We start from the raw sequence: 24450 nt of genomic DNA, 5'->3' as shown, positions 1-24450 counted from the left end.
GGGAATTGCGATGAATCGTGCATGACTCTGTACCCAGAGGCACTGGCCGGGATAAGCTTGGGGAATCACCCCGAACCGTTCTCCTTGCTGAGCAATGCCGCCATCGAGGCGTCCAGGTGCGCCCGCCGCTGCGCGCGCGAGCGGGGCATCGCGGCCGGGGCCATCCGGAACAGGTGCGCGTGCCCGAGGTAGGCGCTGTAGGCCAGCACCGCGCGCCGCCTGGCATCCGCCTTGCCGAAGCCGCACTGGGCGAAAAGCGTTGACAGGTAAGCGATCCGGCGGTCGGTCACCCGGTCCAGCACCGGCCGGATGACCGGATCGTCGCCCGCCGCCAGCAGGGCCAGCTCTACCGCGTTGCCCTCGGGCCGGTCCAGCACACTGGCGAAGAGCAGCCGCAACCGGTGCGCCGGATCGGGTTCCTGTTCGGCCAGCGCGATCACGGCCTCGGTCTGCTCCAGTTCCCAGCGCTCCAGGGTGGCCACCAGCAGCGCCTCCCGGTTGGCGAAATGCCAGTAGGCACTGCCTTTGGTGGCGCCGACCCGGACCGCCAGCGGTTCGATGGCCACCGCGGCGAGGCCGCCCTCGGCGAGTGCGGCCAGCGCGGCGGTGGTCCAGTCCGCGCGGGTTTTCCTGATCTTGGCTGGCACGACCGTACGGTACCGTACGGTCGTGCCGGCCAAGCACCGTCAGGACTTGGCGACCGCGACCCGCACCGCGGTGCCCTCGCCCACCGAGCCGCCGAACCCGGCGTCCCCGGCCGGACCGTGGGTCAGCGCCACGGCCAGCGTCTCCGCCGCGATGAACTCCGCGAAGCGCTCCACCGCGGGACGCACCTCATCCGGCACCTCCACGGTCAGCGCGATCCGGTCCGAGACGTCCAGCGCCGCCTCCCTGCGGGCCTGCTGGATCACCCGGACCAGGTCGCGGGCCAGGCCCTCGGCGGCCAGCTCCGCGGTCACCTCGGTGTCCAGCACGACCAGGCCGGAGCCGCCGGGCAGCGCGGCCGCCGCGCCGGGGTCGGAGGAGACCAGCCGCTGCTCGTACTCGGCCGGCAGCAGCTCGATCCCGGCCGCCACCACCGCGCCGGTCGCGCTGGTGGTCCACTCCCCCGCCTTGACCGCCTTGATCACCTTCTGCACGTCCTTGCCCAGCCGGGGGCCGCAGACGCGGGCGTTGACCGCCAGCTCGACCCGGCCGTGCGCGGCCACGTCGGTGGTCAGCACCACGTCCTTGACGTTGACCTCGTCCCGGATCAGCTCCTGGAACGGGGCCAGGTCCCCGGCGTAGGGCGCGGCCACCACCAGCTTGGCCAACGGCAGCCGGACCCGCAGCTTGTTCGCCTTGCGCAGGGACAGCGCGGTGGAGCAGACCTGCCGCACCTCATCCATGGCCGCGACCAGCTTGTCATCGGCAGGCAGGTCGGCCACCTCGGGGAAGTCGGTGAGGTGCACCGAGCGCTCGCCGGTCAGCCCGCGCCAGACCGCCTCGGTGGTCAGCGGCAGCAGCGGCGCCACCGTCCGGCAGACCACCTCAAGCACGGTGTGCAGGGTGTCCACCGCGTCCTGCTCACCGGCCCAGAACCGCTCCCGGGAACGGCGCACGTACCAGTTGGTCAGCACCTCCAGGAACTCCCGGACCGCCTGGTGCGCGGTGGACAGGTCGTAGGCGTCCAGCGAGGTGCGCACCGCCTTGACCAGGTCGTGCGTCTTGGCCAGCACGTACCGGTCCAGCACGTGCCCGCTGTCGACCCGCCACTTGCCCTCCACCCCGGCCGCGTTGGCGTAGAGGGAGAGGAAGTACCAGGAGTTCCACAGCGGCAGCACGGCCTGGCGCACCGCGTCCCTGATGCCGCGCTCGGTCACGCTCAGGTCGCCGCCCCGGGAGACCGGGCTGGCCAGCAGGAACCAGCGCATGGCGTCGGAGCCGTCCCGGTCGAAGACCTCCCGGACGTCCGGGTAGTTCTGCTTCGACTTGGACATCTTCTGCCCGTCGTCGCCCAGCACGGTGCCGTGCACCAGGCAGTTGCGGAAGGCCGGCCGGTCGAACAGCGCGGTGGCCAGCACGTGCATGGTGTAGAACCAGCCGCGGGTCTGCGCGGTGTACTCCACGATGAAGTCACCCGGGTAGTGGTCGTCGAACCACTCGCGGTTCTCGAACGGGTAGTGCACCTGGGCGAAGGACATGGAGCCGGACTCGAACCAGCAGTCCAGCACCTCCGGCACCCGGCGCATCATCGACTTGCCGGTCGGGTCGTCCGGGTTCGGCCGCACCAGGTCGTCCACCACCGGGCGGTGCAGCTCGGTCGGGCGCACGCCGAAGTCGCGCTCCAGCTCATCCAGCGAGCCGTAGACGTCCATCCTCGGGTAGGCCGGGTCGTCGGAGACCCACACCGGGATCGGCGAGCCCCAGTACCGGTTGCGCGAGATCGACCAGTCGCGGGCGTTCTCCAGCCACTTGCCGAACTGCCCGTCCTTGATGTGCTCCGGCACCCAGTTGATCTGCTGGTTCAGCTCGACCATCCGGTCCTTGAACTGGCTGACCGCGACGAACCAGGAGGTCACCGCGCGCTGGATCAGCGGGCTGTCGCAGCGCCAGCAGTGCGGGTACGGGTGGTCGTAGGTCTCGTGGCGCAGCAGCACGCCGGCGGCCTTGAGGTCGCGGATGATCTGCTTGTTCGCCTCGAAGACGTGCGTGCCCGCGTACGGCGGCACCTCGCTGGTGAACTCGCCCCTGGCGTTGACCGGGACGACCACCTCGATGCCGGCGGCGTCGGTGACGGCCTTGTCGTCCTCACCGAAGGCGGGCGCGATGTGCACAAGGCCGGTGCCGTCCTCGGTGGTCACGTAGTCCGCGCCGAGGATCTGGTGCGCGTTCTCCCGCCCGGCGAAGAACGGGAACACCGGGGTGTACTTGCGGCCGAGCAGCTCGGCCCCGGTGTAGCGGCGCACCACCCGCTCGGCGGCGTCCTCGCCCAGCTCGCGGGCGTAGGCGGCCAGCCTGGCCTCGGCCAGCAGGTACTGCTCGCCCTCGTGCTCGACCACCACGTAGGCCACGTCCGGGTGCACGGCCATGGCCAGGTTGCTGGGCAGCGTCCACGGCGTGGTCGTCCAGACCAGGGCCAGCTCGCCGGACTCCAGCCGCATGCCCACGGTGACCGCGGGGTCCTGCCGGTCGCGGTAGACGTCGTCCATCTTGGTCTCGGTGTTGGACAGCGGCGTCTCGCAGCGCCAGCAGTACCAGAGCACCCGGAAGCCCTCGTAGACCAGGCCCTTGTCCCACAGCGACTTGAAGGCCCACATGACGCTCTCCATGTACGGGAGGTCCAGGGTCTTGTAGTCGTTGTCGAAGTCCACCCAGCGGGCCTGCCGGGTGACGTAGTCCCGCCAGTCACCGGTGAAGCGCAGCACCGAGGTGCGGCAGGCGTCGTTGAACTTCTCGATGCCCAGCTGCTCGATCTCGGACTTGTGCGTGATGCCGAGTTCCTTCTCCACCGCGACCTCGGCGGGCATGCCGTGGCAGTCCCAGCCGAAGCGGCGCTCGACCCGGCGGCCCAGCATGGTCTGGTAGCGCGGCACCACGTCCTTGACGTAGCCAGTGAGCAGGTGCCCGTAGTGCGGCAGGCCGTTGGCGAAGGGCGGGCCGTCGTAGAAGACGAACTCGTTGCGGCCGTTCTCCCCGGCCGGGCGGTTGTCGATGCTCGCCTCGAAGGTCCGGTCGGCGGCCCAGTAGGCCAGCACGTCCTGCTCCAGCACGGGGAAGGACGGCTGGGCTGGCACGCCCGGCGCGCTGTCGAGTTGGACCTTGGGGTAAGCCATGGGAGGGGTGCTCCTCGCGTGCGGTTCGTCCGGTCTCGTACGGGCTCGCGCCCACACGGGGACGACGCGCCGTGGCCGGCGCTCCGCGGTACCACCCCGCTTGCCAGGCCCTCGCGGGTCTGGCCACTCGTTTCCCGGCTGTGACGGGCCGTCCCGTCCGGTTCTACTGGGGCGGCGGACCGCCTGTTCTTCCGGAGGCTCCCCGGTGATGGCCGGATCGGTGCCTGTGTTGTCAAGAGTAACCGGGCGTGCAAATCGGTTGCCGCCGACGCCAGGCTGGGGAGGTGACCATCACCCGGATCAACCCCGGAGAACTCCACCGAACCCCCGGCTACCACCACATCACGATCGTCGAGGCCGGCCGGACGGCCTACCTGGCCGGGCAGATGCCGCTCGACCACGCGGGCCGGCTCATCGGCGGGGACGACCCGCTCGCGCAGACCGACCAGGTCATCGCCAACTGCGCGCTCGCGCTGCACGCGGCGGGCGCGGACCCCGGGCACGTGGTGCGCTCGGTGATCTACGTGGTGAGTGCGGAGGAGGCCGTGCTGAGCGCGGTCTGGCACCGGCTCGCCGGATCGGAGATCGGGTCCGCGTTCAGCACCGCGTCCACCCTGCTCGGGGTCACCCGCCTCGGGTTCCCCGGTCAGTTGGTCGAAGTGGATCTGACTGCAGCGCTACCAACCGCCTGACCGTTAGGCCATACAGGTTGCGAAACCCGTTGTGCTCCCCCGAATGGGGTCACTGTGGGTGAGTTGGTACTACTTAGGCAACTTGAGATTGATCAGACGGGATGCGACTTGGACCGTGCGGCCGGCTCAGCGGGTGCGTCCGGCCCGGTGCGCTGCCGCGAGGCCGCGGTCCGGCGTGCAGCGCCCGCACGGGGTGAAGCCCAGCTCGCGGGCCTCCCGCACGGGCAGGCGCAGCGTGGCCGAGCCGGTGAGCCAGGTGCACTCGGCCAGGTGGTAGCGCGGGTGCTCGTCGACCACCCTGACCTCCTCGGCCAGCGAGCTGACGATCAGCAGGTCGGCCGCGTCGGTGTCCTCCTCGCCAGGTTCGGCCGCAGCGCCCGTGGACGGCTTGGCCGGGGATGCCACCTTCTCAGTGGCATCCCCGGCGTCCTCGTCGTCCTCAGGCCCGGTTGCGGCCTTCTCCCGCGCGGTGCTGACCGCCTCGGCGTGTTCTCCAGCATCCGGACGGCCGACTTCCCCATCAGCAGCCGGCTCCGGATCCGTGGCGAGCGCCCGGCGTCGGCGCAGGACCCAGTCCGCGAACAGCAGCAGCGCGGCTGCCACGCTCGCGACGACCGAACCCCACGCCCAGGCGGTCACCCCGGAGACCAGGGCGGTGACCAGCAGCCCGAAGGCGGCCAGCACCAGCAGCAGGACCAGGTACAGCACCTGACCTACTCCCTACTGCCCGGGATCAGCCGGCCTCTGCCGCACGGGTGCCGAAGGTGTACCCGGACTGGTTGGCCCGGCTCTCCGTCGGCGCCGCGGGTGCGGCCGAACCCTGGTCGATCAGTTCCTGCAGGCGGGACTCCAGGAAGGTCTTCAACCTGGTGCGGTACTCACGCTCGAAGGTGCGCAGCGTGTCGAGCTTCTTCTCCAGCGCGTTCTTCTCCTGGGTGATGGAGCCCATCACCTCGGTGTGCTTGCGCTGGGCGTCCCGTTCGAGGGCCGAAGCCTTCTCCCTGGCCTGACGCTCCAGGGTCTCGGCACGGGTACGCGCGTCGTTGAGCATGGTCTCCGCCCTGGTACGGGCCTCGTTGACCATGCTGTCGGCCTTGGCACGGGCCTCGGAGAGCAGCTGCTCGGACTTGGTCCGGGCTTCCGACAGCATGCCGTCGGACTCTGCCTTGGCCTCACCGGTGAGCCGGTCGGCCATCTCCTGAGCCAGGCCGAGGACCTTGGCTGCCTGCACGTGGTGGTCGCCTCCAGGGGAGGTCTGCTCCATCACGCTGGGCGGGGGCACGGGGGTGAGGCGACGCGGCTCGTCGACCGAGCGGACCGGGGAGTGCCCGCCCGCGACGGTCTTGGTCCGCGCGTCCTCGAGCTCAACGCGGGCGTTGCTCAGCTGGCTGTCGAGCTGTTCGACCTGCTGGCGCAGGTCGTTGTTCTCCTCGATCAGCCTGGCGAGCTCGGCCTCGATGAGGTCGAGGAAGGCATCGACCTCGTCCTCGTTGTAGCCCCGCTTGCCTATCGGCGGCTTACTGAACGCCACATTATGAACGTCGGCGGGGGTCAAGCCCATCAGATCACCTCACGCACTCGGGGCAGCTTTTTGATCTCGTTCCCCGTCACGAGATCGGCACCAGCCGCATCAGGATGAACACGACCAGCAGCAGCACCATAATCGACAAGTCCAGTCCGATGCCCCCGATCCGGACCATCGGGATCACCCGACGAGCCAGGGAGACCGGGGGGTCGGTCACTGTGTAGATGGTCTCCAGCGTCACCGCAACCCCGCCCGCCGGCCGCCACTCTCTGGCGAACGATCGGACGAGCTCGACGACCACCCTGGCGGTCAGCAGCAGCCAGAAGGCGAAAAGCAGGTAATAGGCGATGACCCAGACCGGTTGCACGCCTCCACTCTGCCACTTTCTAGCTCTGACTGAAGTAGCCACCCTCCGCCAACCGCCGGCGATCTTCCGCCGTGACGTCGACGTTGGGTGGTGAGAGAAGGAACACCTTGTTGGTGACCTTGTCGATGTCGCCCCGCAGAGCGAAGGCCAGACCGGCCGCGAAGTCGACCAGACGGCGCGCGTCGGCGTCCGCCATGCCGGTCAGGTTGATGATCACCGGGGTGCCCTCGCGGTAGTGCTCGCCGATGGTCCGCGCCTCCAGGTAGCTGCGCGGGGCCAGGGTGGTGATCCGGCTGAGCGGGTGCGAGGGGTGCTCGATGACGGCACGGGTCCGCGGGGCGGGCTCGTGCTGGGTCTTCGGGTCGACGGCCAGCGCGCCGCGGGTGGGCGGCACACTGGAGATGCTCGGCGTGGACGTGGTGGCCGCCCACGGCCTGCGCGTGCGCGCGGGCTCGGGTTCCGGCTCGTAGTCGTCGACGTCCTCGACCAGTTCAGGGCGGTAGGTGCCGAACCGGCGCCGGCGCGAGCCCCGCTCGGGGTAGGACTCGTAGTCGGCCTCGGCGTAGCGGCGGTCTCCGTAGTCCCGGTCGCCGTAGTCGTCCGCGTACTCCCGGCTGCGGCCGTGGTAGCGGTCGTCCTCTTCGGTGGCGTACCGGTCGACTTCGTCGGCAGGGACCATTCCGAAGTAGGCCTTCAGCTTCTGGAGCGCGCTCATCGCCAGCCCTTCCTACTTCTGGTCGACCTCACCCACCGTGGCCTCCGCTCCACGGGCTAAGGCGAGGTTAGCCGCCGTCCGCCGAGCAACGAGGTTCCGACACGCACACAGGTCGAGCCGTGGTCAATCGCCGCTTCCAAGTCCCCGCTCATGCCTGCGGACACCACGACGGCACCTGCATGCTCGTTCCTTAGACGCGCGGACACCTCAGCGAGTTCCCCGAAAGCGTCATGGGGATTACTACCTAGGGGTGCGACGGCCATCACACCTTTCAGGGTCAGTTCACCCGATCGCGTGATCTTTGCCACCAGTTCAGCGAGTTGATCTTGCGGTACCCCGCCCCGCTGTGGATCACCGTCCAGGCTCAGCTGCACGAGCACGTCCAGCGGGCCCGCCCGCTCCCCCTCGGCGCGGGCCTTGGCCACCGCCTTGGCGAGCGCGTCGGCCAGCCGGACGCTGTCCACCGTCTGGATGACTCCGGCCCAGCGGAGCACCGCGCGGGCCTTGTTGCGCTGGAGCCTGCCGATCAGGTGCCAGCGCGGGTGGATGCCCGCCTCGGCCAGCTCGGCGGCCTTGGCGCTGGCCTCCTGCTCCCTGGACTCGCCGAACTCGGTGCAGCCCAGCTCGGTCAGCAGGGCCACGTCGGAGGCCGGGAAGTTCTTGGTGATGGGCAGCAGCTGGACCTCGCCCGGGTCCCGCCCGGCCTTGACGCAGGCGGTGGCGATCCGTTCCTGGAGCTCGGCCAGCGCCGCGGCCAGCTCGGCCTTGCGCTCCTCCCGGCTCATTCCGCCTCCACCCAGACCACCGAGGCCAGCCGGCCGGTCTGGCCGTCCCGCCGGTGGCTGAACAGGGTCTTGTCCTCCACCGTGCAGCGCGGGTCCAGCCCGACCTTGGCCACCCCGGCGTCGGCGAGCTGCTGCCAGAGCCCGGCCCGCAGGTCCAGCCCCGGCGTGCCCTTGCGCGTCTTGCAGGCCGCGCCGGGCAGGTGCGCGGCCACGTCGTCCTGCATGGCCTGCGGCACCTCGTAGCACTCCCCGCACACCGAGGGGCCCAGCAACGCCTCCACCCGGTCGATCCGGGCGCCGGCCGCGTCCATCGCGCGCAACGCCGCGGGCAGCACGCCGACCCTGGCGCCCACCCGGCCGGCGTGCACCGCGGCGACCACCCCGGCCTCGGCGTCGCCGAGCAGCACCGGCACGCAGTCCGCGGTCAGCGCCACCAGCGCCAGCCCCGGCGCCGCGGTGACCAGCGCGTCGGTGGCCTCGGCGGGGGTGTCACCCGGCCCGTCCACGGTGGTGACCGTGCGCCCGTGCACCTGCTCCATCCAGACCAGCCGGTCCGCGGACAGCCCGATCCCCTCGGCCAGCCGCTTCCGGTTCGCGCTCACCGCCTCCGGCGCGTCCCCGACGTGGTCGCCGAGGTTGAAGGACTCGTACGGCGCAAGCGAAGCCCCGCCCGCCCGCGTGGTGATAACCCGACGAATGCGCACGCCCGAACGTTAGCGCGCCGCACCCGGTCCCCCACCGCCGTGTTGGCCGGACACGGAAAAGCGAACACGCCGTGTCGCTGGGCGGCACGGCGTGTTGGCGAGGGTTGGTCAGCGGCGCATGAAGGGGGGAACGTCGACCTCGTCGTCGTCCGGCTCGTCGGTGATCGGGACCGAGCGGGAGGGCAGGCTGCCGCCGAGACCGGAGCTGACCGGGGGCAGGCCGGAGGAGGTGCGCGGCGGCAGCGGGTTCATCGGGTTGGCCTGCGGCGGCTGCGGGGCCGGGGGCTGCTGCACGACCGGCTGCGGCGCGGGCTGGGCCTGCGGCTGCTGGTAGGTCTGCGGCTGCGGGGCCGGCTGGTAGGTCTGCTGCTGGGGCTGGGGAGCCGCCTGCTGCGGCTGCTCGGCCTGCTGGGGATTGCCGCCGACCTGGCCGGCCTGGGCCGGGGCGACCGGGGCCCGCGAGGTGACCGGGGCGGGCTCCAGCTTCTTGTGCGTCGGCGTGCCGCCGTCGAACCCAGCGGCTATCACGGTGACCCTGACCTCGTCGCCGAGCGAGTCGTCGATGACCGTACCGAAGATGATGTTGGCCTCGGGGTGCGCGGCCTCCTGGACCAGCGAGGCGGCCTCGTTGATCTCGAACAAGCCGAGGTCGGAGCCACCCGCGATCGAGAGCAGCACGCCGTGCGCGCCCTCCATCGAGGCTTCCAGCAGCGGCGAGTTGATCGCCTTGCCCGCGGCCTGCACCGCGCGGCCCTCGCCCCTGGCCGAGCCGATGCCCATCAGCGCGCTGCCCGCGCCGGACATGACGCTCTTGACGTCGGCGAAGTCCAGGTTGATCAGACCGGGGGTGGTGATCAGGTCGGTGATGCCCTGCACACCGGAGAGCAGCACCTCATCGGCCGAGCGGAAGGCGTCCATCAGGCTGACGCCGATGTCGCCCAGCTGCAGCAGCCGGTCGTTCGGGATGACGATCAGGGTGTCGCACTCGTTGCGCAGCGCCTGGATGCCGTCCTCGGCCTGCTTGGCTCGCCGCTTGCCCTCGAAGGAGAACGGGCGGGTGACCACGCCGATGGTCAGCGCGCCGAGCTTACGGGCGATCGAGGCGACCACCGGCGCACCGCCGGTGCCCGTGCCACCGCCCTCGCCCGCGGTCACGAAGACCATGTCGGCGCCCTTGATGACCTCTTCGATCTCTTCCCGGTGGTCCTCGGCGGCGCGCTGGCCGACCTCGGGGTTGGCGCCTGCGCCGAGACCGCGGGTCAGCTCACGGCCGATGTCGAGCTTCACGTCGGCGTCTGACATCAGCAAAGCCTGGGCGTCGGTGTTCACCGCGATGAACTCGACGCCCTTGAGCCCAACCTCGATCATGCGGTTCACCGCGTTGACGCCGCCGCCGCCGATTCCGACGACCTTGATCACCGCGAGGTAGTTGTGCGGGGGCGTCATCGGGTCCGCCTTCCTGATCGTGGCTGTGTGTTCCAGTGCTGTGGCTCGCGGGTCTGGACCGTCGCCACCCGGCGCCAGCCCCGTCTCGAAACCCTCAGCCTCAACTGTCGGTTGAGAGTTATGTCAACCCCTGACCATCGAACGGGACGTTATGCACCGTCGGTGTTCTCCGTCCAGCAGCCACGCCGAGTGAACCCGCACACGTAACCCACGATGGAAACTTGTAGGCACGCCCCCACTCCTTCGTCACTCTCCGGTCACACCGTCGAGCAGCTCGCGAATGAGGTCGAGATGACCGGCATGGCGTCCGGTCTCCTCGATCATGTGGGTCAGCACCCAGCGCACGCTTACGTTACCGAGTCGCGGATGAGCGAATGTCGCCGACAGGTCCTTTCGGGCCAAGACCTCCCGGCTGACCGCGCATTCCCGCTCGTACTGGGCCAGCACATCGGCCAGCGTCTGCTCGGCGGGCACCCGGAACTCGGCGTCCGGATCGTCGCCGGCCCAGGGCGGTTCGCCGGGCTGGTCGTCCACCCGGTTGCTGAACCAGGCCCACTCCACCCAGCGCAGGTGGTTGAGGAGTCCGATCACCGTCATCAGCGGTGAGCTGGGGATCAACGGTTTCCGGGCGTCCACTTCGGACAGTCCGGTGGCCTTCATGACCACGGTGGCGCGCAGGAAGTCCAGGAAGCCGCACAGGGTGTCGCGCTCGTCGGCGACCAGCGGCGGTTGTGGACGGGTGTCAGTCATCAGACGACAGTAGGCAGGTCCGGGCTGGAGATGTTGAAGATTTTCCCAGGTCGTCCCAGCAACGGCTCCAGCACCTGCGCCTTGCGGCCGGAGTCGGCGGTGCTGCCCCAGCGCACCTCCCGGCCGCCGATCAGCTGCAGCCGGACGTCGCCGGGCACCTCGGCGGAGACCTCCAGCACCTCCGGCTTGAGCTTGTCCGGCACCGCGGCCAGCACGTCCACCGCGGCCTTGGCCGCCGGGTCGTCCGGCGCGGCGCTGCGCACCTTGACCACCGGCAGGCCGTCCGGCGGCTTGGGCACGGTGGCGTAGGCCCGGCCGGTGCCGTCCACCAGCTGCGGGCCCTCGGCGCCGTTGAACACCCCGACCGGGGTGCGCTCGTCCACGGTGACCACCAGGCTGCCCGGGAAGGAGCGCTCCACGTTCACCGTGAACACCCTGGGCACGGTGCCGATCCTGGCGGCCACCTCGGCGGTGTCCACCTGGAGCAGCGGGGTGCCCTCCGGCACGTTGGCCGCGGTGCGGATCTCCTCGGCGCTGAGCGCCTTGAGGCCGTCGATCCGCACCTCCCTGACGGCGAACAGCCCGGTGTAGTAGAGCACGTAGCCGAGGCCGACCAGCACGGTCACCACCGACATCAGCACCCAGGGCCGCAGCAGCCTGCGCAGCTTGGCCACCCGCCGCCGCCCGGCCGGACGGCGGCCCCGCACGGACGCCGGGCGCGGCCGGGCGGCCCTGCGGGGGTCGCTGTACCGCTTGCCGCGCTGCGGCGTCGCGCTCATCGTCCGGCGTCCTCGCCGCCGGCCAGCTCGCCGAGGATCTCCGGGCCGAGCATGGTGACATCGCCCGCGCCCATGGTGATCACCAGGTCACCGGCGCGGACCAGGCTCGCCACCAGCTTGGGCGCATGGCTGATCGAGGACTCGTAGTGCACCCTGCCCTGCGGCAGCGGCACGCTCTCGGCCACCAGCTCGCCGGTCACGCCGGGCTCGGGCTCCTCGCGGGCGCCGTAGACGTCGAGCACCACCACCTCGTCGGCCAGCGCCAGCGCCTGGGCGAACTCGGCGCAGAAGGCCTTGGTGCGCGAGTACAGGTGCGGCTGGAAGACCACCACCAGCCTGCCCGTGCCGCCGACCACCGGCCGGGCGGCGCGCAGCTGGGCGTCCACCTCGGTGGGGTGGTGGGCGTAGTCGTCGTAGACCCGCACCCCGGCCGCCTGGCCCTTGAACTCGAACCGCCGCCGGACGCCACCGAAGGCGGCCAGACCGTTCAGCAGGCCGTCCAGCGGCGCGCCCAGCTCCAGCCCGGCCAGCAGCGCGGCGACCGCGTTGCCGGCCATGTGCTCGCCTGGCACGGCCACCGTGACGGTGACCTGCTCGCCGCCCAGCTCGATGTCCACCTCGCCACCGGCCGAGGTGGGCCGGTGCACCAGGATGCGGGCGTCCGCGCCCTCAGCGCGGCCGTAGCGCAGCACCCGCACGCCCTGGGCGGTGGCGCGCTCGGCCAGCGCGGCCGAGCCCGGGTCGTCGGCGTTGGCGATCAGCACGCCGCCGGGCTCGATCCGGGTGACGAACTCGTCGAAGACCGCCACGTAGGCCTCGACCGTGCCGTGGTGGTCCAGGTGGTCGGCCTCCACGTTGGTGACCACCGCGACCGAGGGGCTGAACACCAGGAACGAGCCGTCGGACTCATCGGCCTCGGCCACGAACGCGCCGCCGCTGCCGTGGTGGGCGTTGGCGCCGGACTCGTTGAGGTCGCCGCCGATGGCGAAGGAGGGGTCCAGCCGGCAGTGCTGCAGGGCCACGGTGAGCATCGAGGTGGTCGAGGTCTTGCCGTGCGTGCCCGCGATGCAGGCCACCCGGTGCCCGGCCATCAGCGCGCCCAGCGCCTCGGCCCTGCGCAGCACGGTGATGCCGCGCTCCTGGGCCGCGGCCAGCTCCGGGTTGCTCGGCCGGATCGCGGTGGAGACGACCACCGCGGTCGGGCCGCCGTCGAGCTGGTCCAGGTTCTCCGCCAGGTGCCCGGTGCTGATCTCCGCGCCCTGCGCGCGCAGGGCCAGCACGGTGGGCGAGTCCTTGGCGTCGGAGCCGGACACCCGAGCGCCGCGGGCCAGCAGGATCCGGGCGATGCCGCTCATCCCGGCGCCGCCGATGCCCACCAGGTGGGTGCGGGCCAGGCGCTCGTCCAGCGGGCCGACCTCCGGGGCGCTCACCGGCGCACCTGGTCCAGCACCATGCGGGCCAGCACCATGTCGGCCTCGCGGTGTCCGCCGGACTGGGCCGCCGCGCCCATCTTGGCCAGCCGCTCCGGGTCCCGCAGCATCGGAATGACCTGCTCGGAGATCCGCTGGGCGGTCAGCTCGCTGTCCGGGATGAGCAGGCCGCCGCCGTTGTCCACCACCGGGTTGGCGTTGAGCGCCTGCTCGCCGTTGCCGATCGGCAGCGGCACGAACACCGCGGGCAGGCCGAGCGCGGAGACCTCGGCCACGGTCATCGCGCCGGAGCGGCAGAGCACCGCGTCCGCGGCGGCGTAGGCCAGGTCCATCCGCTCCAGGTAGGGCACCGGCACGTAGGCGGGCGCGTGCGGCACCTGCTGCACGGCCACGGTGTTCTTGGGCCCGTGCGCGTGCAGCACGCCGATGCCGGCCGCGGCGAACTGCCCGGCCGAGGCGGAGACCGCGGTGTTGATCGAGCGCGCGCCCTGGGAGCCGCCGACCACCAGCAGGCAGGGGGCGGTGGGGTGCAGGCCGAAGAACCGGCGGGCCTCGTTGCGCAGCGCGGCCCGGTCCAGGGTGGTGATGGACTGGCGCAGCGGGATGCCGATGACCTTGGCGCCGGGCAGGCCGCTGCCGGGCACCGCGGCGGCCACCGCGGCGGCGAAGCGGGCGCCGACCTTGTTGGCCAGGCCGGTGCGCGCGTTGGCCTCGTGCACCACGATCGGCACCCGGCCGCGGGCGGCCAGGTAGGCCGGCAGCGCCACGTAGCCGCCGAAGCCGACCACCACGTCCGCGCCGTGCCGGTCGAAGATCTCGCGGGTGCGGCGAACCGCGTCCCTGACCTTCAGCGGCAGCCGGAGCAGCTCGGGGGTGGGCTTGCGCGGCATCGGCACCGGCGGGATCAGCTCGAGCTGGTAGCCGCGGGCCGGCACGATCTTGGTCTCCAGGCCCCGCTCGGTGCCCAGTGCGATCACCCGGACATCGGGCCGGATCCGGCGCACCGCGTCGGCCAGGGCCAGCGCGGGCTCGATGTGCCCGGCGGTGCCGCCTCCGGCGACGACGACACAGGGTCCACTTCGGACGGTTTCACCAGACACTGCGGAAGTCCTCCAGCCCGGTATCCCAGGCGTCGACATGGGGATGCGGATGGCCGCGAGGGTAACAAAATCGGCCTGTGACACTGCGTGCGCCCGGTGCGCTACGCAGTGCCATGGCCGGTGCCGATCAGCGGATGCGGCCTTCTCTGCTGTTCGGGTATCCCGCTCTGCGCCGCGGATCGGGGCTGCCGGTGTTGCGCCTGGTGCGCCGCCGGTCGTCCTGGGCCGTGGCGGCCTGGTGGGCGGCCGCGCGCACCGGGCGGCCGGCCTGGCGGGGCGGGGTGGACGGGCGGACCGGCTTGCGCTTGGCCGGTGGCCGGTAGGGCTCGGGGGCAGGCAGCCGGAGCAGCTTGCCGACCCGGCCGGGGCCGAGGGTGCGCAGCGCGGCCACGGCCTCGGGCTCATGCCGGGTGTTGTTGGCCAGGATGCCGAAGACCAGCATGGTCACCGCGGCCGAGGTGCCGCCGGAGGAGATCATCGGCAGGGTCAGGCCGGTGACCGGGAGCAGGCCGACCACGTAGCCGATGTTGATCGCGGCCTGGGCCACCAGCCACACCGTGAGGGTGGCCGAGACCAGCCGGATCCACGGGTCGGTGTTGCGCTGGGAGATGCGCAGGCCGACGTAGGCGAGCAGGCCGAAGAGCACCAGCACCAGCAGCGCGCCGATCAGGCCCAGCTCCTCGCCGATCACCGCGTAGATGAAGTCGTTGTGCACGTTGGGCAGGTAGCTCCACTTGGCCTTGCCCTGGCCGAGGCCGACCCCGAAGATGCCGCCGTCGCCGAGGGCGTAGAGCGCCTGCGTGGACTGGTAGGAGGCGGTCGGGTCCGCGCTGGGGTCGAAGAAGGAGGTCAGGCGTTCCAGCCGGTAGGCCGCGGACATGGCCAGCGCGATCGCGCCGGTGACCGCGCCGAGGGCGATCACGCCGAACAGCCGCAGCGGCGCGCCGGCGAACCACAGCAGGGACAGCACGATCACCGCGAGGGTGATGGTGGAGCCGAGGTCGGGTTGCAGCATGAGCAGGGCGAACATCATCAGCGCCGCGGGCACCAGTGGCACCAGCAGGTGCCGCCACTGGTGCAGCATGGCGCGTTTGGTGGCCAGCACGTGCGCGCCCCAGAGCACCAGCGCGACCTTGGCCGGTTCCACCGGCTGGAAGGACAGCGGGCCGAGCTTGAACCAGCTGCGCGCCTTGTTCAGCTCGGCGCCGATGCCCGGCACCAGCACCAGGATGAGCAGCAGCAGGCTGACCACCATGGCCGGGATGCTCAAGCGGCGCAGGGTTCTGGCCGGCAGCCGCAGCGCGATCCAGAACAGCCCCAGGCCGACCACCACGTAGGCCAGCTGCTTGGCGAAGATCACGTAGCCGGAGTTGAACTTGTTCAGGCTGTCCGGGATCGAGGCCGACAGCACCATGACCAGGCCGAGGATGGTGAGCAGGCCGAAGATCGCCAGCACCAGGTGGAAGTCGGCCAGCGGCCTGCTCAGCCAGGCGGTCAGCGCCGAGCGCCAGGAGACCCGGGAGGTCCGGCGGCCCGTCCGTCGGGGCATCCCGGCCTCACCCCGCCTCAGGAGCTTGGAGCACCTCTCGCACGGCCTGCGCGAAGGCGCGGCCCCGGTGGGTGTAGTCGGTGAACATGTCCATCGAGGCAGCCGCGGGCGCCAGTAGGACAACATCACCCGGTCGTGCCATTGCGCTCGCCGCTCTCACCACCGACACCATGGCCTTATCGTCCCCCTCCGTCACCGTGTGCACGGGGACCTCGGGGGCGTGTCGCGCCAGCGCGGCGGCGATCACCGCCCGGTCCTGGCCGATCAGCACCACACCGGCCAGCCGGGGCGCGGCCTCGGCGACCAGCTGCTCCACCGAGGCGCCCTTGAGCAGACCGCCTGCCACCCAGATCACCCGGTCGTGGGCGTGCAGGGAGGAGGCGGCCGCGTGCGGGTTGGTGGCCTTGGAGTCGTCGATGTAGCGCACGCCGTTGACCTCGGCGACCGGGCTGGCCCGGTGCGCGATCGGCTGGAAGTTGGCCAGTCCGGTGCGCACGGCCTCGGCGGGGACGCCGTGCGCGCGGGCCAGCGCGGCGGCGATGAGCGCGTCGGCGATGCCGGGCGGTCCCGGCGGGCGGATCGCGGCGGCCTCGGTGAGCACGGCCTCGGTGACCCGGTCCACCAGGTTGCCGCCGGAGACGCCGAACTGGCCGGGTTCCGGCTCGCCCAGGGTGACGCCGATCTTGAGCGGGGCCGGGCACTCGGCCAGCAGCCCGGCCACGATCGGGTCGTCCAGGTTGCCGATGGCGACCTTGCCGGTGAGCACCACGGCCTTGGCGCCCGCGTAGGCATCCAGCGAGCCGTGCCAGTCCAGGTGGTCCTCGGCGATGTTGAGCAGCGCGCCCGCGCTGGGCCGCACCGAGGGCGACCAGTGCAGCTGGAAGCTGGACAGCTCCACGGCGAGCACCCGGTGCCCGGCGCGGACCGCGTCCACCACCGGCAGCCCGACGTTGCCGCAGGCCACCGCGTCCGCGCCGGCCGCGCGCAGGATGTGCTCCAGCATGCCGACGGTGGTGGTCTTGCCGTTGGTGCCGGTGACCACCAGCCACTCGCGCGGGCCGTCCGGGGCCTCCTGGTCCAGCCGCCAGGCCAGCTCGACCTCGCCGATGACCTCGATGCCCGCGGCGGCGGCCGCGGCGAGCAGCGGGGTGTCCGGCCGCCAGCCAGGGCTGGTGACCACCAGGTCGGTGCCCGGCGGCGGCTCGGTGAGCGCGAGCGCGGTGGGGTGCTCGGTGACCGCGGCCAGCCTGGCCTCGTTGCCGTCGGTGACGGTGACCTTGACGCCGAGGCCGGCGAGGGCCTGGGCGGCGGACAGACCGGACACCCCGGCCCCCGCGACGAGGACCGAGGCGCCGCTGAACTGGGACGGGCTCATCCGCCCGAGGCCAGCCACTCGCTGTAGAACAGGCCGAGGCCGATCATGCAGCAGATGCCGCCCATCAGCCAGAACCTGATGATCACCGTGGTTTCCGCCCAGCCCGCTAGCTCGAAGTGGTGGTGGAACGGAGCCATCCGGAACAGTCTTCGTTTGGTGGTGCGGAAGACCATGATCTGCAGGCTGACCGAGAGCACCTCGACCACGAACAGGCCGCCGACCACGAACATCAGCAGCTCGGTGCGGGTGGTGATGGCCAGACCGGCGACCAGGCCGCCGAGGGCCAGCGAGCCGGTGTCGCCCATGAAGATCTTGGCGGGGGCCGCGTTCCACCAGAGGAAGCCGACGCAGCCCGCCATCGCCGCGGCGGCCACGATCGCCAGGTCCAGCGGGTCGCGGACGTAGTAGCAGGCCGGGTTGAGGCGCTCGGAGCAGTCCAGCCGGAACTGCCAGAACGAGATGACCACGTAGGTGCCCAGCACCATCGCCGCGGTGCCCGCGGCCAGGCCGTCCAGGCCGTCGGTCAGGTTGACCGCGTTGGACCAGCCGGCCACCAGCAGGTTGCAGAAGATGATGAACCCGATGGCGCCGAAGGAGATGATCGAGATGTCCCTGACGAAGGACAGGTTCACCGAGGCAGGGGTGAGGTGGTAGTCGCTGGCGTCCGGGAACTGCAGGACCAGGTAGCCGAAGACGGTCGCGGTGAGCACCTGGCCGACGATCTTCGCGGTGCCGGACAGGCCCAGGTTGCGGGCCTTGCGGATCTTGATGAAGTCGTCCAGGAAGCCGACCAGGCCGAGGCCGGTGGTCAGGAACAGCACCAGGATGCCGGAGGCGGTCGGGCCGACCGGTTCGTTCGCTCCCCTGGTCAGGTAGACGAACAGGTGGCTGGTGCCGTAGCCGGCCCACATGGCCAGCAGGATCGCGATACCGCCCATGGTGGGGGTGCCGCGCTTGGTCTGGTGGTGCTGGGGACCCTCTTCCCTGATCTCCTGGCCGAAGCCCTGCCGGGAGAAGACCTTGATCAGGTAGGGGGTGAGCAGGATGGAGACCATCAGCGCGATCGCGGCCGCGACGAGAATGCCCTTCACGCGGTGTCACCGCCATCGAGCAGCGCGTCGGCGACCCGCCACAGCGCGGCCGCCTTGCTCGCCTTCACCAGCACGACGTCCCCTGGCCGCACCTGTTCGCGCAGCAGCGCGATGGCGGCGTCGACGTCCGGCACGAGTACGGACTCCTCTCCCCATGACCCTTCGAGGTACGCGCCCTGGTGCATCGCGGCCGCCTGCTCGCCGATCACGACGAGCCGGTTGACGTCCAACCGGACCGCGTACCGGCCGATCGCGTCGTGCGCGGCGATGCTGTCCTCGCCCAGTTCGGCCATCACGCCGAGCACGGCCCAGCTGCGGCGGCGCGGCTCCGTGCGGCTCATGGCGGCCAGGGTCTTGAGCGCGGCGCGCACCGACTCCGGGTTGGCGTTGTACGAATCGTTGACCACCGTGACGCCGTCGTCGCGGGTGGTGACCTCCATGCGGCGGGCGGAGACCCGTCGCGCCGCGGAGAGCCGGTCGGCGACCTCCGCGGGTGTCGCGCCCAGTTCCAGCGCGACCGCGGCGGCGGCCAGCGCGTTGGACACGTGGTGCACGCCGTGCAGGCCGAGCTTCACCTCCGCCTCCCCCTGCGGGGAGACCAGGCGGAAGGTGGCGCGGGCCTGCTCGTCGAGGTCGACGTCCTCGGCGCGCACGGTGGCCTTCGGGTCGGTCCCGAAGAAGACGATCTTGGCCTTGCTGCGCTCGGCCATCGCGGAGACCAGCGGGTCGTCGGCGTTGAGCACGGCGACCCCGCCCTCCTCGGCCGAGGGCAGCGACTCGGGCAGCTCGCCCTTGGTCTGGGCGACCGCCTCCCGGGAGCCGAACTCGCCGAGGTGCGCGGAGCCCACGTTGGTCACCACGCCGATCCGCGGCGGCGCGGTCCGGCACAGCTGGCCGATGTGGCCGACGCCGCGGGCGGAAAGCTCCAGCACCAGGAACCGGGTGGCGGCCTCGGCGCGCAGCGCGGTCCACGGGTGGCCGAGCTCGTTGTTGAACGAGCCGGGTGGCGCGACCGTGGGGCCCATCGGCTCCAGGACCTGGGCGATGAGGTCCTTGGTCGAGGTCTTGCCGGAGGAGCCGGTCACCCCGACCACGGCCAGGCCCGCGCGGGCCAGGGTGTCCACGGAGAGCCGGGCGAGCTTGCTGAGCGCGGCAAGTACCGCGGCGCCGGAGCCGTCGGTGTCGCCGGTGAGCACGTAGGAGCTGTGGTTGGCCTCGGCCACCGGCGGCACGATCACCGCTGGCGCGTCCACCTCCCTGGCGGCCAGCACCCCGGCCGCGCCCGCCTTGACCGCGGCGGCGGCGAAGTCGTGGCCGTCCACCTGCTGCCCTGGCAGCGCCAGGAACAGGCCGCCCTCGGTCAGCCGGCGGGAGTCGAACTCCACGCTGCCGGTGACCCGCGGGCTGCCGTCGGTGTTGTGCAGGCGCCCGCCGACCGCCTCGGCGATCTCGGCGAGACTGAGCGGAATCATGAACCCTCCGTGGGGTGGACGCCGGAATCGGCGCCCGGGTTGTCAGTCAGCCGCGCGTCAATGGCCTCGGCCAGTACCTGGCGGTCGTCGAACGGATGCACGACCCCGTTGATCTCCTGCCCCGTCTCGTGGCCCTTGCCCGCGACCACCACCACGTCGCCGGGGCCGGCACGGCGGACCGCCTCGCGGATGGCCGCGCCGCGGTCACCGACCTCGATGACCTCGCCGCGCTCGCGCTCGGGCACGGCGAGCGCGCCGGCCAGCATGGCGGCCCTGATCGCGGCCGGGTCCTCGCTGCGCGGGTTGTCGTCGGTGATGATGGTCAGCTCGGCGCGGCTGGCGGCGGCCTCGCCCATCAGCGGGCGCTTGGCGCTGTCCCGGTCGCCGCCGCAGCCCAGCACCAGGATGATCCGGCTGTCCTTTGCCTGTTCGCGCACCGAGTCCAGCACCGCGGCCACCGCGCCGGGCTTGTGCGAGTAGTCGACCACGGCGGTGAAGTCCTGGCCGCGCACCACCCGTTCCATCCGGCCGGGCACGTCCACGCTGGAGAGGCCCTCGATGATGGCCGCGTCCGGCACCCCGGCCGCGTGCAGGCAGGCGGCGGCCAGCAGCGCGTTGGCCACGTTGAAGTCGCCGGGCAGCCGGATGGCCAGCTTCAGCTCGATGCCGTCCGGGCCGAGCGCGCGGAAGCGCTGGATGCCGGTGGTCTCGGTGCTGATCTCCAGTGCCCGCCAGGTCGCCTGGCCGCCGAGGGAGACGGTGACGGTGTCCTCGGTGACCAGCCTGCGGCCCCACTCGTTGTCCACCACCACGACCGCCTTGTCCGCGCGGCCGTCGAACAGCTTGGCCTTGGCGGCGAAGTAGTCCTCCATGTCGGCGTGGAAGTCCAGGTGGTCCTGGGACAGGTTGGTGAAGGCGCCGATCGCGAAGTGGGTGCCCGCGACCCGGCCGAGGGAGAGCGCGTGGCTGGAGACCTCCATCGCCACGTCACTGACCCCGCGCTCCAGCATCAGCGCGAACAGCGCTTGCAGGTCGGGCGCTTCCGGGGTGGTGAACGCGCTGTCCAGGCGGTGCCCGGCGATCACGGTGGCGACCGTGCCGATCAGCCCGGTGGTGCGGCCCGCGGCGCGCAGCCCGGCCTCGATCAGCGTGCTGACGGTGGTTTTCCCCGAGGTGCCGGTGATGCCGATGATGGACAGCCGGTCGGAGGGGTTGCCGTAGATCCGCGCGGCCAGCGCGCCCAGCACCGCCCGGGGATCGGCGTGCACCAGCACGGGCAGGCCGGACTCGCGCACCTCGGGCAGTTCCGCGCCCGCGGCGTCGGTGAGCACCGCGACCGCGCCGCCCTCGACCGCCTGGGCGGTGAACGCGGCCCCGTGCGCGCGGGCGCCGGGCAGACCGGCGAAAAGATCTCCCGGCTGGGCCTGCTGCGCGCGCAGGGTGGCGCCGGTGACCCGGACCGCCGCGTGCTCGCGTCCGTTGTCACCAGCGAGAACGGCGCCGACCATGCCGGCTAGCTCGTCCAGTCGGACCGGCTCGGTCAGCGAGGGACGAGGCGGGGCTGTAGCGACCACTGATGGCACGCGCGAGAGGCTACCGGCGTGCGCTGAGTGGCCTAGCACGGCCCGACTGTGCTACTGGGCGTGATCCACCGGCCTCATACGTGAGATGGGTTCACATTCGACGTGACCCTCGCTACCTTCAAGCGAACGCTTGCCGTGTCCCAGGTCACAGCCACCACTGGCCGGAAGGGCTGATCCCCATGCGCCTGCACCGCATCAGACCTGCTCTGACCCTCGCCCTGGCCACCCTGCTCGGCGCCGGGATGCTGACCCAGCTGGACCTGGCGTCGGCGGAGCCCGCGGACACCTACCTGGTGGGCCGGGGCATCGCCGACGTGACGGGTGAGCCGGCCGAGCGCGGCATGATGGGCTACGCCAAGCTGGACCAGCAGACCGCCGGGATCCACCAGCGGCAGCGGTCCAGGGCGTTCGTGGTGGCCGACTCCGGTGGGGCGCAACGGGTCGCGCTGGTCACGGTGGACGTGGGGCAGATCTTCGCCAGTGTCCGGCAGGCGGTGCTCAAGCGGCTCGGGCAGGAGCTGGGCGGGCAGTACACCGACGCGAACCTGTCGCTGTCGGCCACGCACACCCATTCCGGGCCGGGTGGGTACTCGCACTACTCGCTCTACAACATCACGACTTTCGGCTACCACGACGACACGTTCAAGGCGATCGTGGACGGCATCGTGCAGTCGGTGAAGCTGGCGCACCAAGATCTGGCGCCGGGCACGGTGCGGCTGGGCAAGGGCGAGCTGCGGGATGCCAGCGTGAACCGGTCGCGGCGGGCCTTCGACCGGAACCCGGCCGCGGACAAGGCGTACTTCCCGGAGGGCATCGACCCGCAGACCACGCTGCTGCGCTTCGAGCGCGGTGGCAAGCCGGTGGGCGCGCTGAACTTCTTCGCCACCCACGGCACCAGCCTGCGCGGCGACCACAAGCTGATCTCCGGTGACAACAAGGGTTACGCGTCCTACCACTGGGAGCGCGATGTCAGCGGGGTGGACTACCTCAGCGGCTCGCCCGGCTTTGTCGCGGCCTTCGCGCAGACCAGCGCCGGTGACATGAGCCCGAACCTGGCGCTGAAGCCGGGCACCGGTCCCACCGGCGACCACATCGCGAACACCAAGATCATCGGTGAGCGCCAGTTCGCCGCGGCCAAGCGGCTGCTGGACGGCGGCGGCACCGCGGTCACCGGCAGCATCGGCTCCCGGATGTCGTTCGTGGACTTCAGCAACGTCTCGGTGCGCCCGGAGTTCACCGGCGACGGCGCGGCGCACCAGACCTGTGGCGCGGCCATGGGCGCGGCCTTCGCCGCGGGCAGCACCGAGGACGGGCCGGGTCCGGACATCTTCAAGGAGGGTGTCGGCAACAACCCGCTGATCGAGCTGGTCACCAAGGCCCGCTACCAGGCCTCGCCGGAGCTGCGGGCCTGCCAGGCGCCCAAGGACATCCTGCTGGACACCGGCTCGCTGGGCCTGACCCCGAAGATCCTGCCGGTGCAGGTGCTCAAGATCGGCCAGTTCTACCTGGCCACCATGTCCAAGGAGACCACCATCGTGGCCGGTCTGCGGCTGCGGAAGACGGTGGCCGCGGCGACCGGGGCCCCGCTGGAGAACGTGCTGGTCTCCGGCTACACCAACGACTACTCGGGCTACCTGACCACGCCGGAAGAGTACGACCAGCAGGACTACGAGGGCGGCCACACCATGTTCGGCCGCTGGGCGCTGCCCGCCTACCAGCAGGAGTTCGCCAGGGTCGCGGCCGACCTGAAGGCGGGACGCGGCACCAACCCCGGCCCCGCGGTGCCGGACCTGTCCGGCTCGAAGTGGACCGTGCAGCCCGGCGTGGTCCTGGACGCCCCGCCGATCGGCCACAAGTTCGGCGACACGGTCACTCCCCCGTCGGCCTCCTACACCAAGGGCCAGCAGGTGAAGGTCGAGTTCGCCGGCGCGCACCCGAACAACAACCTGCACCGCGGCGGCAGCTACCTCGAGGTCCAGCGCCAGGAGGGCAGCACCTGGAAGCGGGTCGCCGACGACGGCGACTGGGCCACCAAGTTCCACTGGGCCCGCTGGGGCGTGGCCGCCTCCCGCGTCACGGTCACCTGGGATATCCCGGCCAGCACCCAGCCGGGCAAGTACCGGATCGTGTACTCCGGCGACGCGAAAGCCTTGTCCACCAAGATCACCGCGTTCACGGGCACGTCGCCGGAGTTCACCGTCAACTAGACCGGCAACACCCGCCCCAGGAACTCCTCCGTCAACCGCCAGGCCCTGGCCGCCGCCTCCGGGTGGTGGAACGCCGGGGCCATGCGGTTGTGGAAGGCGTGCCCCGCGTCCTCCTGGACGTGCAGCTCCACGTGCGCCTTGCCCTCGGCCGCGGCTTCCACCTTGGCGATGTCCGCGCGGGCGATGTAGGGATCGTCGCCGCCGAAGTGCATCAGGGTGGGCACGCTGATCTTGTCGAGCAGGGCCGCATTGTCCGGCACAACCGAGCCGTAGAAGGAGACCACGGCGTCCGGGTTTCCTTGCGCGCCAAGGAAGAAGGTCATCGAACCCCCGAAGCAGAAGCCCAGCGCGCCAACGGGCTGCCCGGCAACCTCGGGCAGTCCGCGCAGGACGTCGAGGGAGGCCTGGCAGTCGAGGACGCCACGGGGGAAGTCGTACTGGCCGACGAGCGCCATGGAGGCTTGCAGACCGGCGTCGTCGTGGCCGGCGGCCCAGTTGCGGTGCTGCCGCCAGAAGAGGTCGGGGGCGGCGACCACGTAACCGAGGGCGGCCAGATCCTCGGCCACGGCACGGATGTACGGGCCGACGCCGAAGATCTCCTGGACGAGCAGGATCCCGGGACGCGGAGTCTCAGGAGCGTCCGGGAGCCAGACGGTGAGGTCGAAGGTGCCGTCGGAGACGGTGACGGTCTCCATGCGCGTCGTCATTGACGCCATGTTAGGAGCACCAACGCACCGGGGTTCGGGCGCAGCCCGGGGTTGAAAACCCACAAAGCGAGCCTCTCGTCTTCTCCGTACGGCCTGGAGACTGCTAACCACATCCCGCCGAGCAGACGCTCACAGCAACCGCCGCCAATGCCTCGCAACGTGACGGCGGCTGGTCGGTGGGATGTGGTTCGCTGTCGGAAGGTCGTGCGGAGAAGACGAGAGGACCGCGAGCACGCTGGAATCGGCCCCGGCAGCCTGCTCAGCCCCGCAACCTGCTCGTCCCGGCTTTTGACTTGTCCCACCCTCCGGGGGTCTGCCCGTCCGGCGAGGACATTCTTTTGATCTTCGGGGTTTCAGG

The 24450-nt window shown here is 71.4% G+C and carries 21 protein-coding genes; 2 read left to right on the top strand and 19 right to left on the bottom strand.

Features of this window, described 5'->3' with window-relative positions; all coding sequences use genetic code 11:
* Positions 1-65 precede the first annotated feature (65 nt).
* Together ACWDY5_RS39035 and ileS are read right to left on the bottom strand one after the other, a co-directional pair.
* Positions 66-647: a TetR family transcriptional regulator gene (locus ACWDY5_RS39035; protein WP_449727166.1), complete on the bottom strand. Its 582-nt coding sequence runs from the start codon at positions 645-647 to the stop codon at positions 66-68.
* A gap of 39 nt (positions 648-686) precedes the next feature.
* On the bottom strand, positions 687-3815 hold the full coding sequence (gene ileS, locus ACWDY5_RS39030) for an isoleucine--tRNA ligase (protein ID WP_449727165.1): 3129 nt from the start codon (positions 3813-3815) through the stop codon (positions 687-689).
* 284 nt (positions 3816-4099) lie between these two features.
* Between ileS and ACWDY5_RS39025 the strand changes: the two genes are divergently transcribed.
* Complete coding sequence (locus ACWDY5_RS39025) at positions 4100-4507, top strand: RidA family protein (protein ID WP_449727164.1); 408 nt, start codon at positions 4100-4102, stop codon at positions 4505-4507.
* Positions 4508-4633: 126 nt separating this feature from the next.
* Here the strand turns inward: ACWDY5_RS39025 and ACWDY5_RS39020 are convergent, their stop codons facing one another.
* From ACWDY5_RS39020 to ACWDY5_RS38945, 16 genes are all read right to left on the bottom strand, one after another.
* A complete protein-coding gene (locus tag ACWDY5_RS39020) occupies positions 4634-5215 on the bottom strand; it encodes a hypothetical protein (RefSeq protein ID WP_449727163.1) in 582 nt (193 codons plus the stop codon).
* A gap of 25 nt (positions 5216-5240) precedes the next feature.
* Positions 5241-6068 (bottom strand): DivIVA-like cell division protein Wag31, encoded by an 828-nt coding sequence (gene wag31, locus ACWDY5_RS39015; protein WP_252486327.1) that lies wholly within the window; start codon positions 6066-6068, stop codon positions 5241-5243.
* A 46-nt stretch (positions 6069-6114) separates the two neighbouring features.
* Positions 6115-6399, bottom strand: a complete 285-nt coding sequence (locus tag ACWDY5_RS39010; protein ID WP_252486326.1) for a YggT family protein — start codon at positions 6397-6399, stop codon at positions 6115-6117.
* A 19-nt stretch (positions 6400-6418) separates the two neighbouring features.
* A complete protein-coding gene (locus ACWDY5_RS39005; RefSeq protein WP_449727162.1) occupies positions 6419-7114 on the bottom strand; it encodes a cell division protein SepF in 696 nt (231 codons plus the stop codon).
* A gap of 56 nt (positions 7115-7170) precedes the next feature.
* Positions 7171-7899 (bottom strand): YggS family pyridoxal phosphate-dependent enzyme, encoded by a 729-nt coding sequence (locus tag ACWDY5_RS39000; RefSeq protein ID WP_449727161.1) that lies wholly within the window; start codon positions 7897-7899, stop codon positions 7171-7173.
* The gene (pgeF, locus tag ACWDY5_RS38995) at positions 7896-8603 is read right to left on the bottom strand and encodes a peptidoglycan editing factor PgeF (RefSeq protein WP_449727160.1); all 708 of its coding nucleotides are present in this window, start codon (positions 8601-8603) and stop codon (positions 7896-7898) included. Before pgeF ends, ACWDY5_RS39000 begins: the two co-directional genes overlap by 4 nt.
* Before the next feature lie 108 nt (positions 8604-8711).
* Complete coding sequence (gene ftsZ, locus ACWDY5_RS38990) at positions 8712-10049, bottom strand: cell division protein FtsZ (RefSeq protein WP_449727159.1); 1338 nt, start codon at positions 10047-10049, stop codon at positions 8712-8714.
* Between the two features lie 246 nt (positions 10050-10295).
* Positions 10296-10799, bottom strand: coding sequence for a DinB family protein (locus ACWDY5_RS38985; RefSeq protein WP_449727158.1), 504 nt, complete (start codon positions 10797-10799; stop codon positions 10296-10298).
* Positions 10799-11578: a cell division protein FtsQ/DivIB gene (locus ACWDY5_RS38980; protein ID WP_449727157.1), complete on the bottom strand. Its 780-nt coding sequence runs from the start codon at positions 11576-11578 to the stop codon at positions 10799-10801. The genes ACWDY5_RS38985 and ACWDY5_RS38980 overlap by 1 nt, the downstream gene beginning before the upstream one ends.
* Positions 11575-13008, bottom strand: coding sequence for a UDP-N-acetylmuramate--L-alanine ligase (murC, locus tag ACWDY5_RS38975; protein ID WP_449727156.1), 1434 nt, complete (start codon positions 13006-13008; stop codon positions 11575-11577). The genes ACWDY5_RS38980 and murC overlap by 4 nt, the downstream gene beginning before the upstream one ends.
* A complete protein-coding gene (murG, locus tag ACWDY5_RS38970; RefSeq protein WP_449727155.1) occupies positions 13005-14147 on the bottom strand; it encodes an undecaprenyldiphospho-muramoylpentapeptide beta-N-acetylglucosaminyltransferase in 1143 nt (380 codons plus the stop codon). Before murG ends, murC begins: the two co-directional genes overlap by 4 nt.
* 88 nt (positions 14148-14235) lie before the next feature.
* Positions 14236-15657, bottom strand: a complete 1422-nt coding sequence (gene ftsW, locus ACWDY5_RS38965) for a putative lipid II flippase FtsW (RefSeq protein ID WP_449727154.1) — start codon at positions 15655-15657, stop codon at positions 14236-14238.
* Positions 15658-15664: 7 nt separating this feature from the next.
* A complete protein-coding gene (murD, locus tag ACWDY5_RS38960) occupies positions 15665-17032 on the bottom strand; it encodes a UDP-N-acetylmuramoyl-L-alanine--D-glutamate ligase (RefSeq protein ID WP_449727153.1) in 1368 nt (455 codons plus the stop codon).
* The gene (mraY, locus tag ACWDY5_RS38955; protein ID WP_449727152.1) at positions 17029-18123 is read right to left on the bottom strand and encodes a phospho-N-acetylmuramoyl-pentapeptide-transferase; all 1095 of its coding nucleotides are present in this window, start codon (positions 18121-18123) and stop codon (positions 17029-17031) included. The genes murD and mraY overlap by 4 nt, the downstream gene beginning before the upstream one ends.
* Positions 18120-19595: a UDP-N-acetylmuramoyl-tripeptide--D-alanyl-D-alanine ligase gene (locus ACWDY5_RS38950; RefSeq protein ID WP_449727151.1), complete on the bottom strand. Its 1476-nt coding sequence runs from the start codon at positions 19593-19595 to the stop codon at positions 18120-18122. Before ACWDY5_RS38950 ends, mraY begins: the two co-directional genes overlap by 4 nt.
* Entirely contained in the window at positions 19592-21103 is a 1512-nt protein-coding gene (locus ACWDY5_RS38945) for a UDP-N-acetylmuramoyl-L-alanyl-D-glutamate--2,6-diaminopimelate ligase (protein ID WP_449727174.1), read from the bottom strand. Before ACWDY5_RS38945 ends, ACWDY5_RS38950 begins: the two co-directional genes overlap by 4 nt.
* Positions 21104-21357: 254 nt before the next feature.
* On the opposite strand from ACWDY5_RS38945, the gene ACWDY5_RS38940 reads away from it, so the two are divergent.
* Positions 21358-23385, top strand: coding sequence for a neutral/alkaline ceramidase (locus tag ACWDY5_RS38940; RefSeq protein WP_449727150.1), 2028 nt, complete (start codon positions 21358-21360; stop codon positions 23383-23385).
* On the opposite strand, the gene ACWDY5_RS38935 is transcribed toward ACWDY5_RS38940, so the two are convergent.
* Entirely contained in the window at positions 23382-24092 is a 711-nt protein-coding gene (locus tag ACWDY5_RS38935; RefSeq protein WP_449727149.1) for a dienelactone hydrolase family protein, read from the bottom strand. The two genes, ACWDY5_RS38940 and ACWDY5_RS38935, sit on opposite strands and share 4 nt — an antisense overlap.
* Positions 24093-24450 lie beyond the last annotated feature (358 nt).

This window comes from Crossiella sp. NPDC003009 (assembly GCF_053591555.1).
This window is presented reverse-complemented; position numbering and strand designations above follow the sequence as displayed.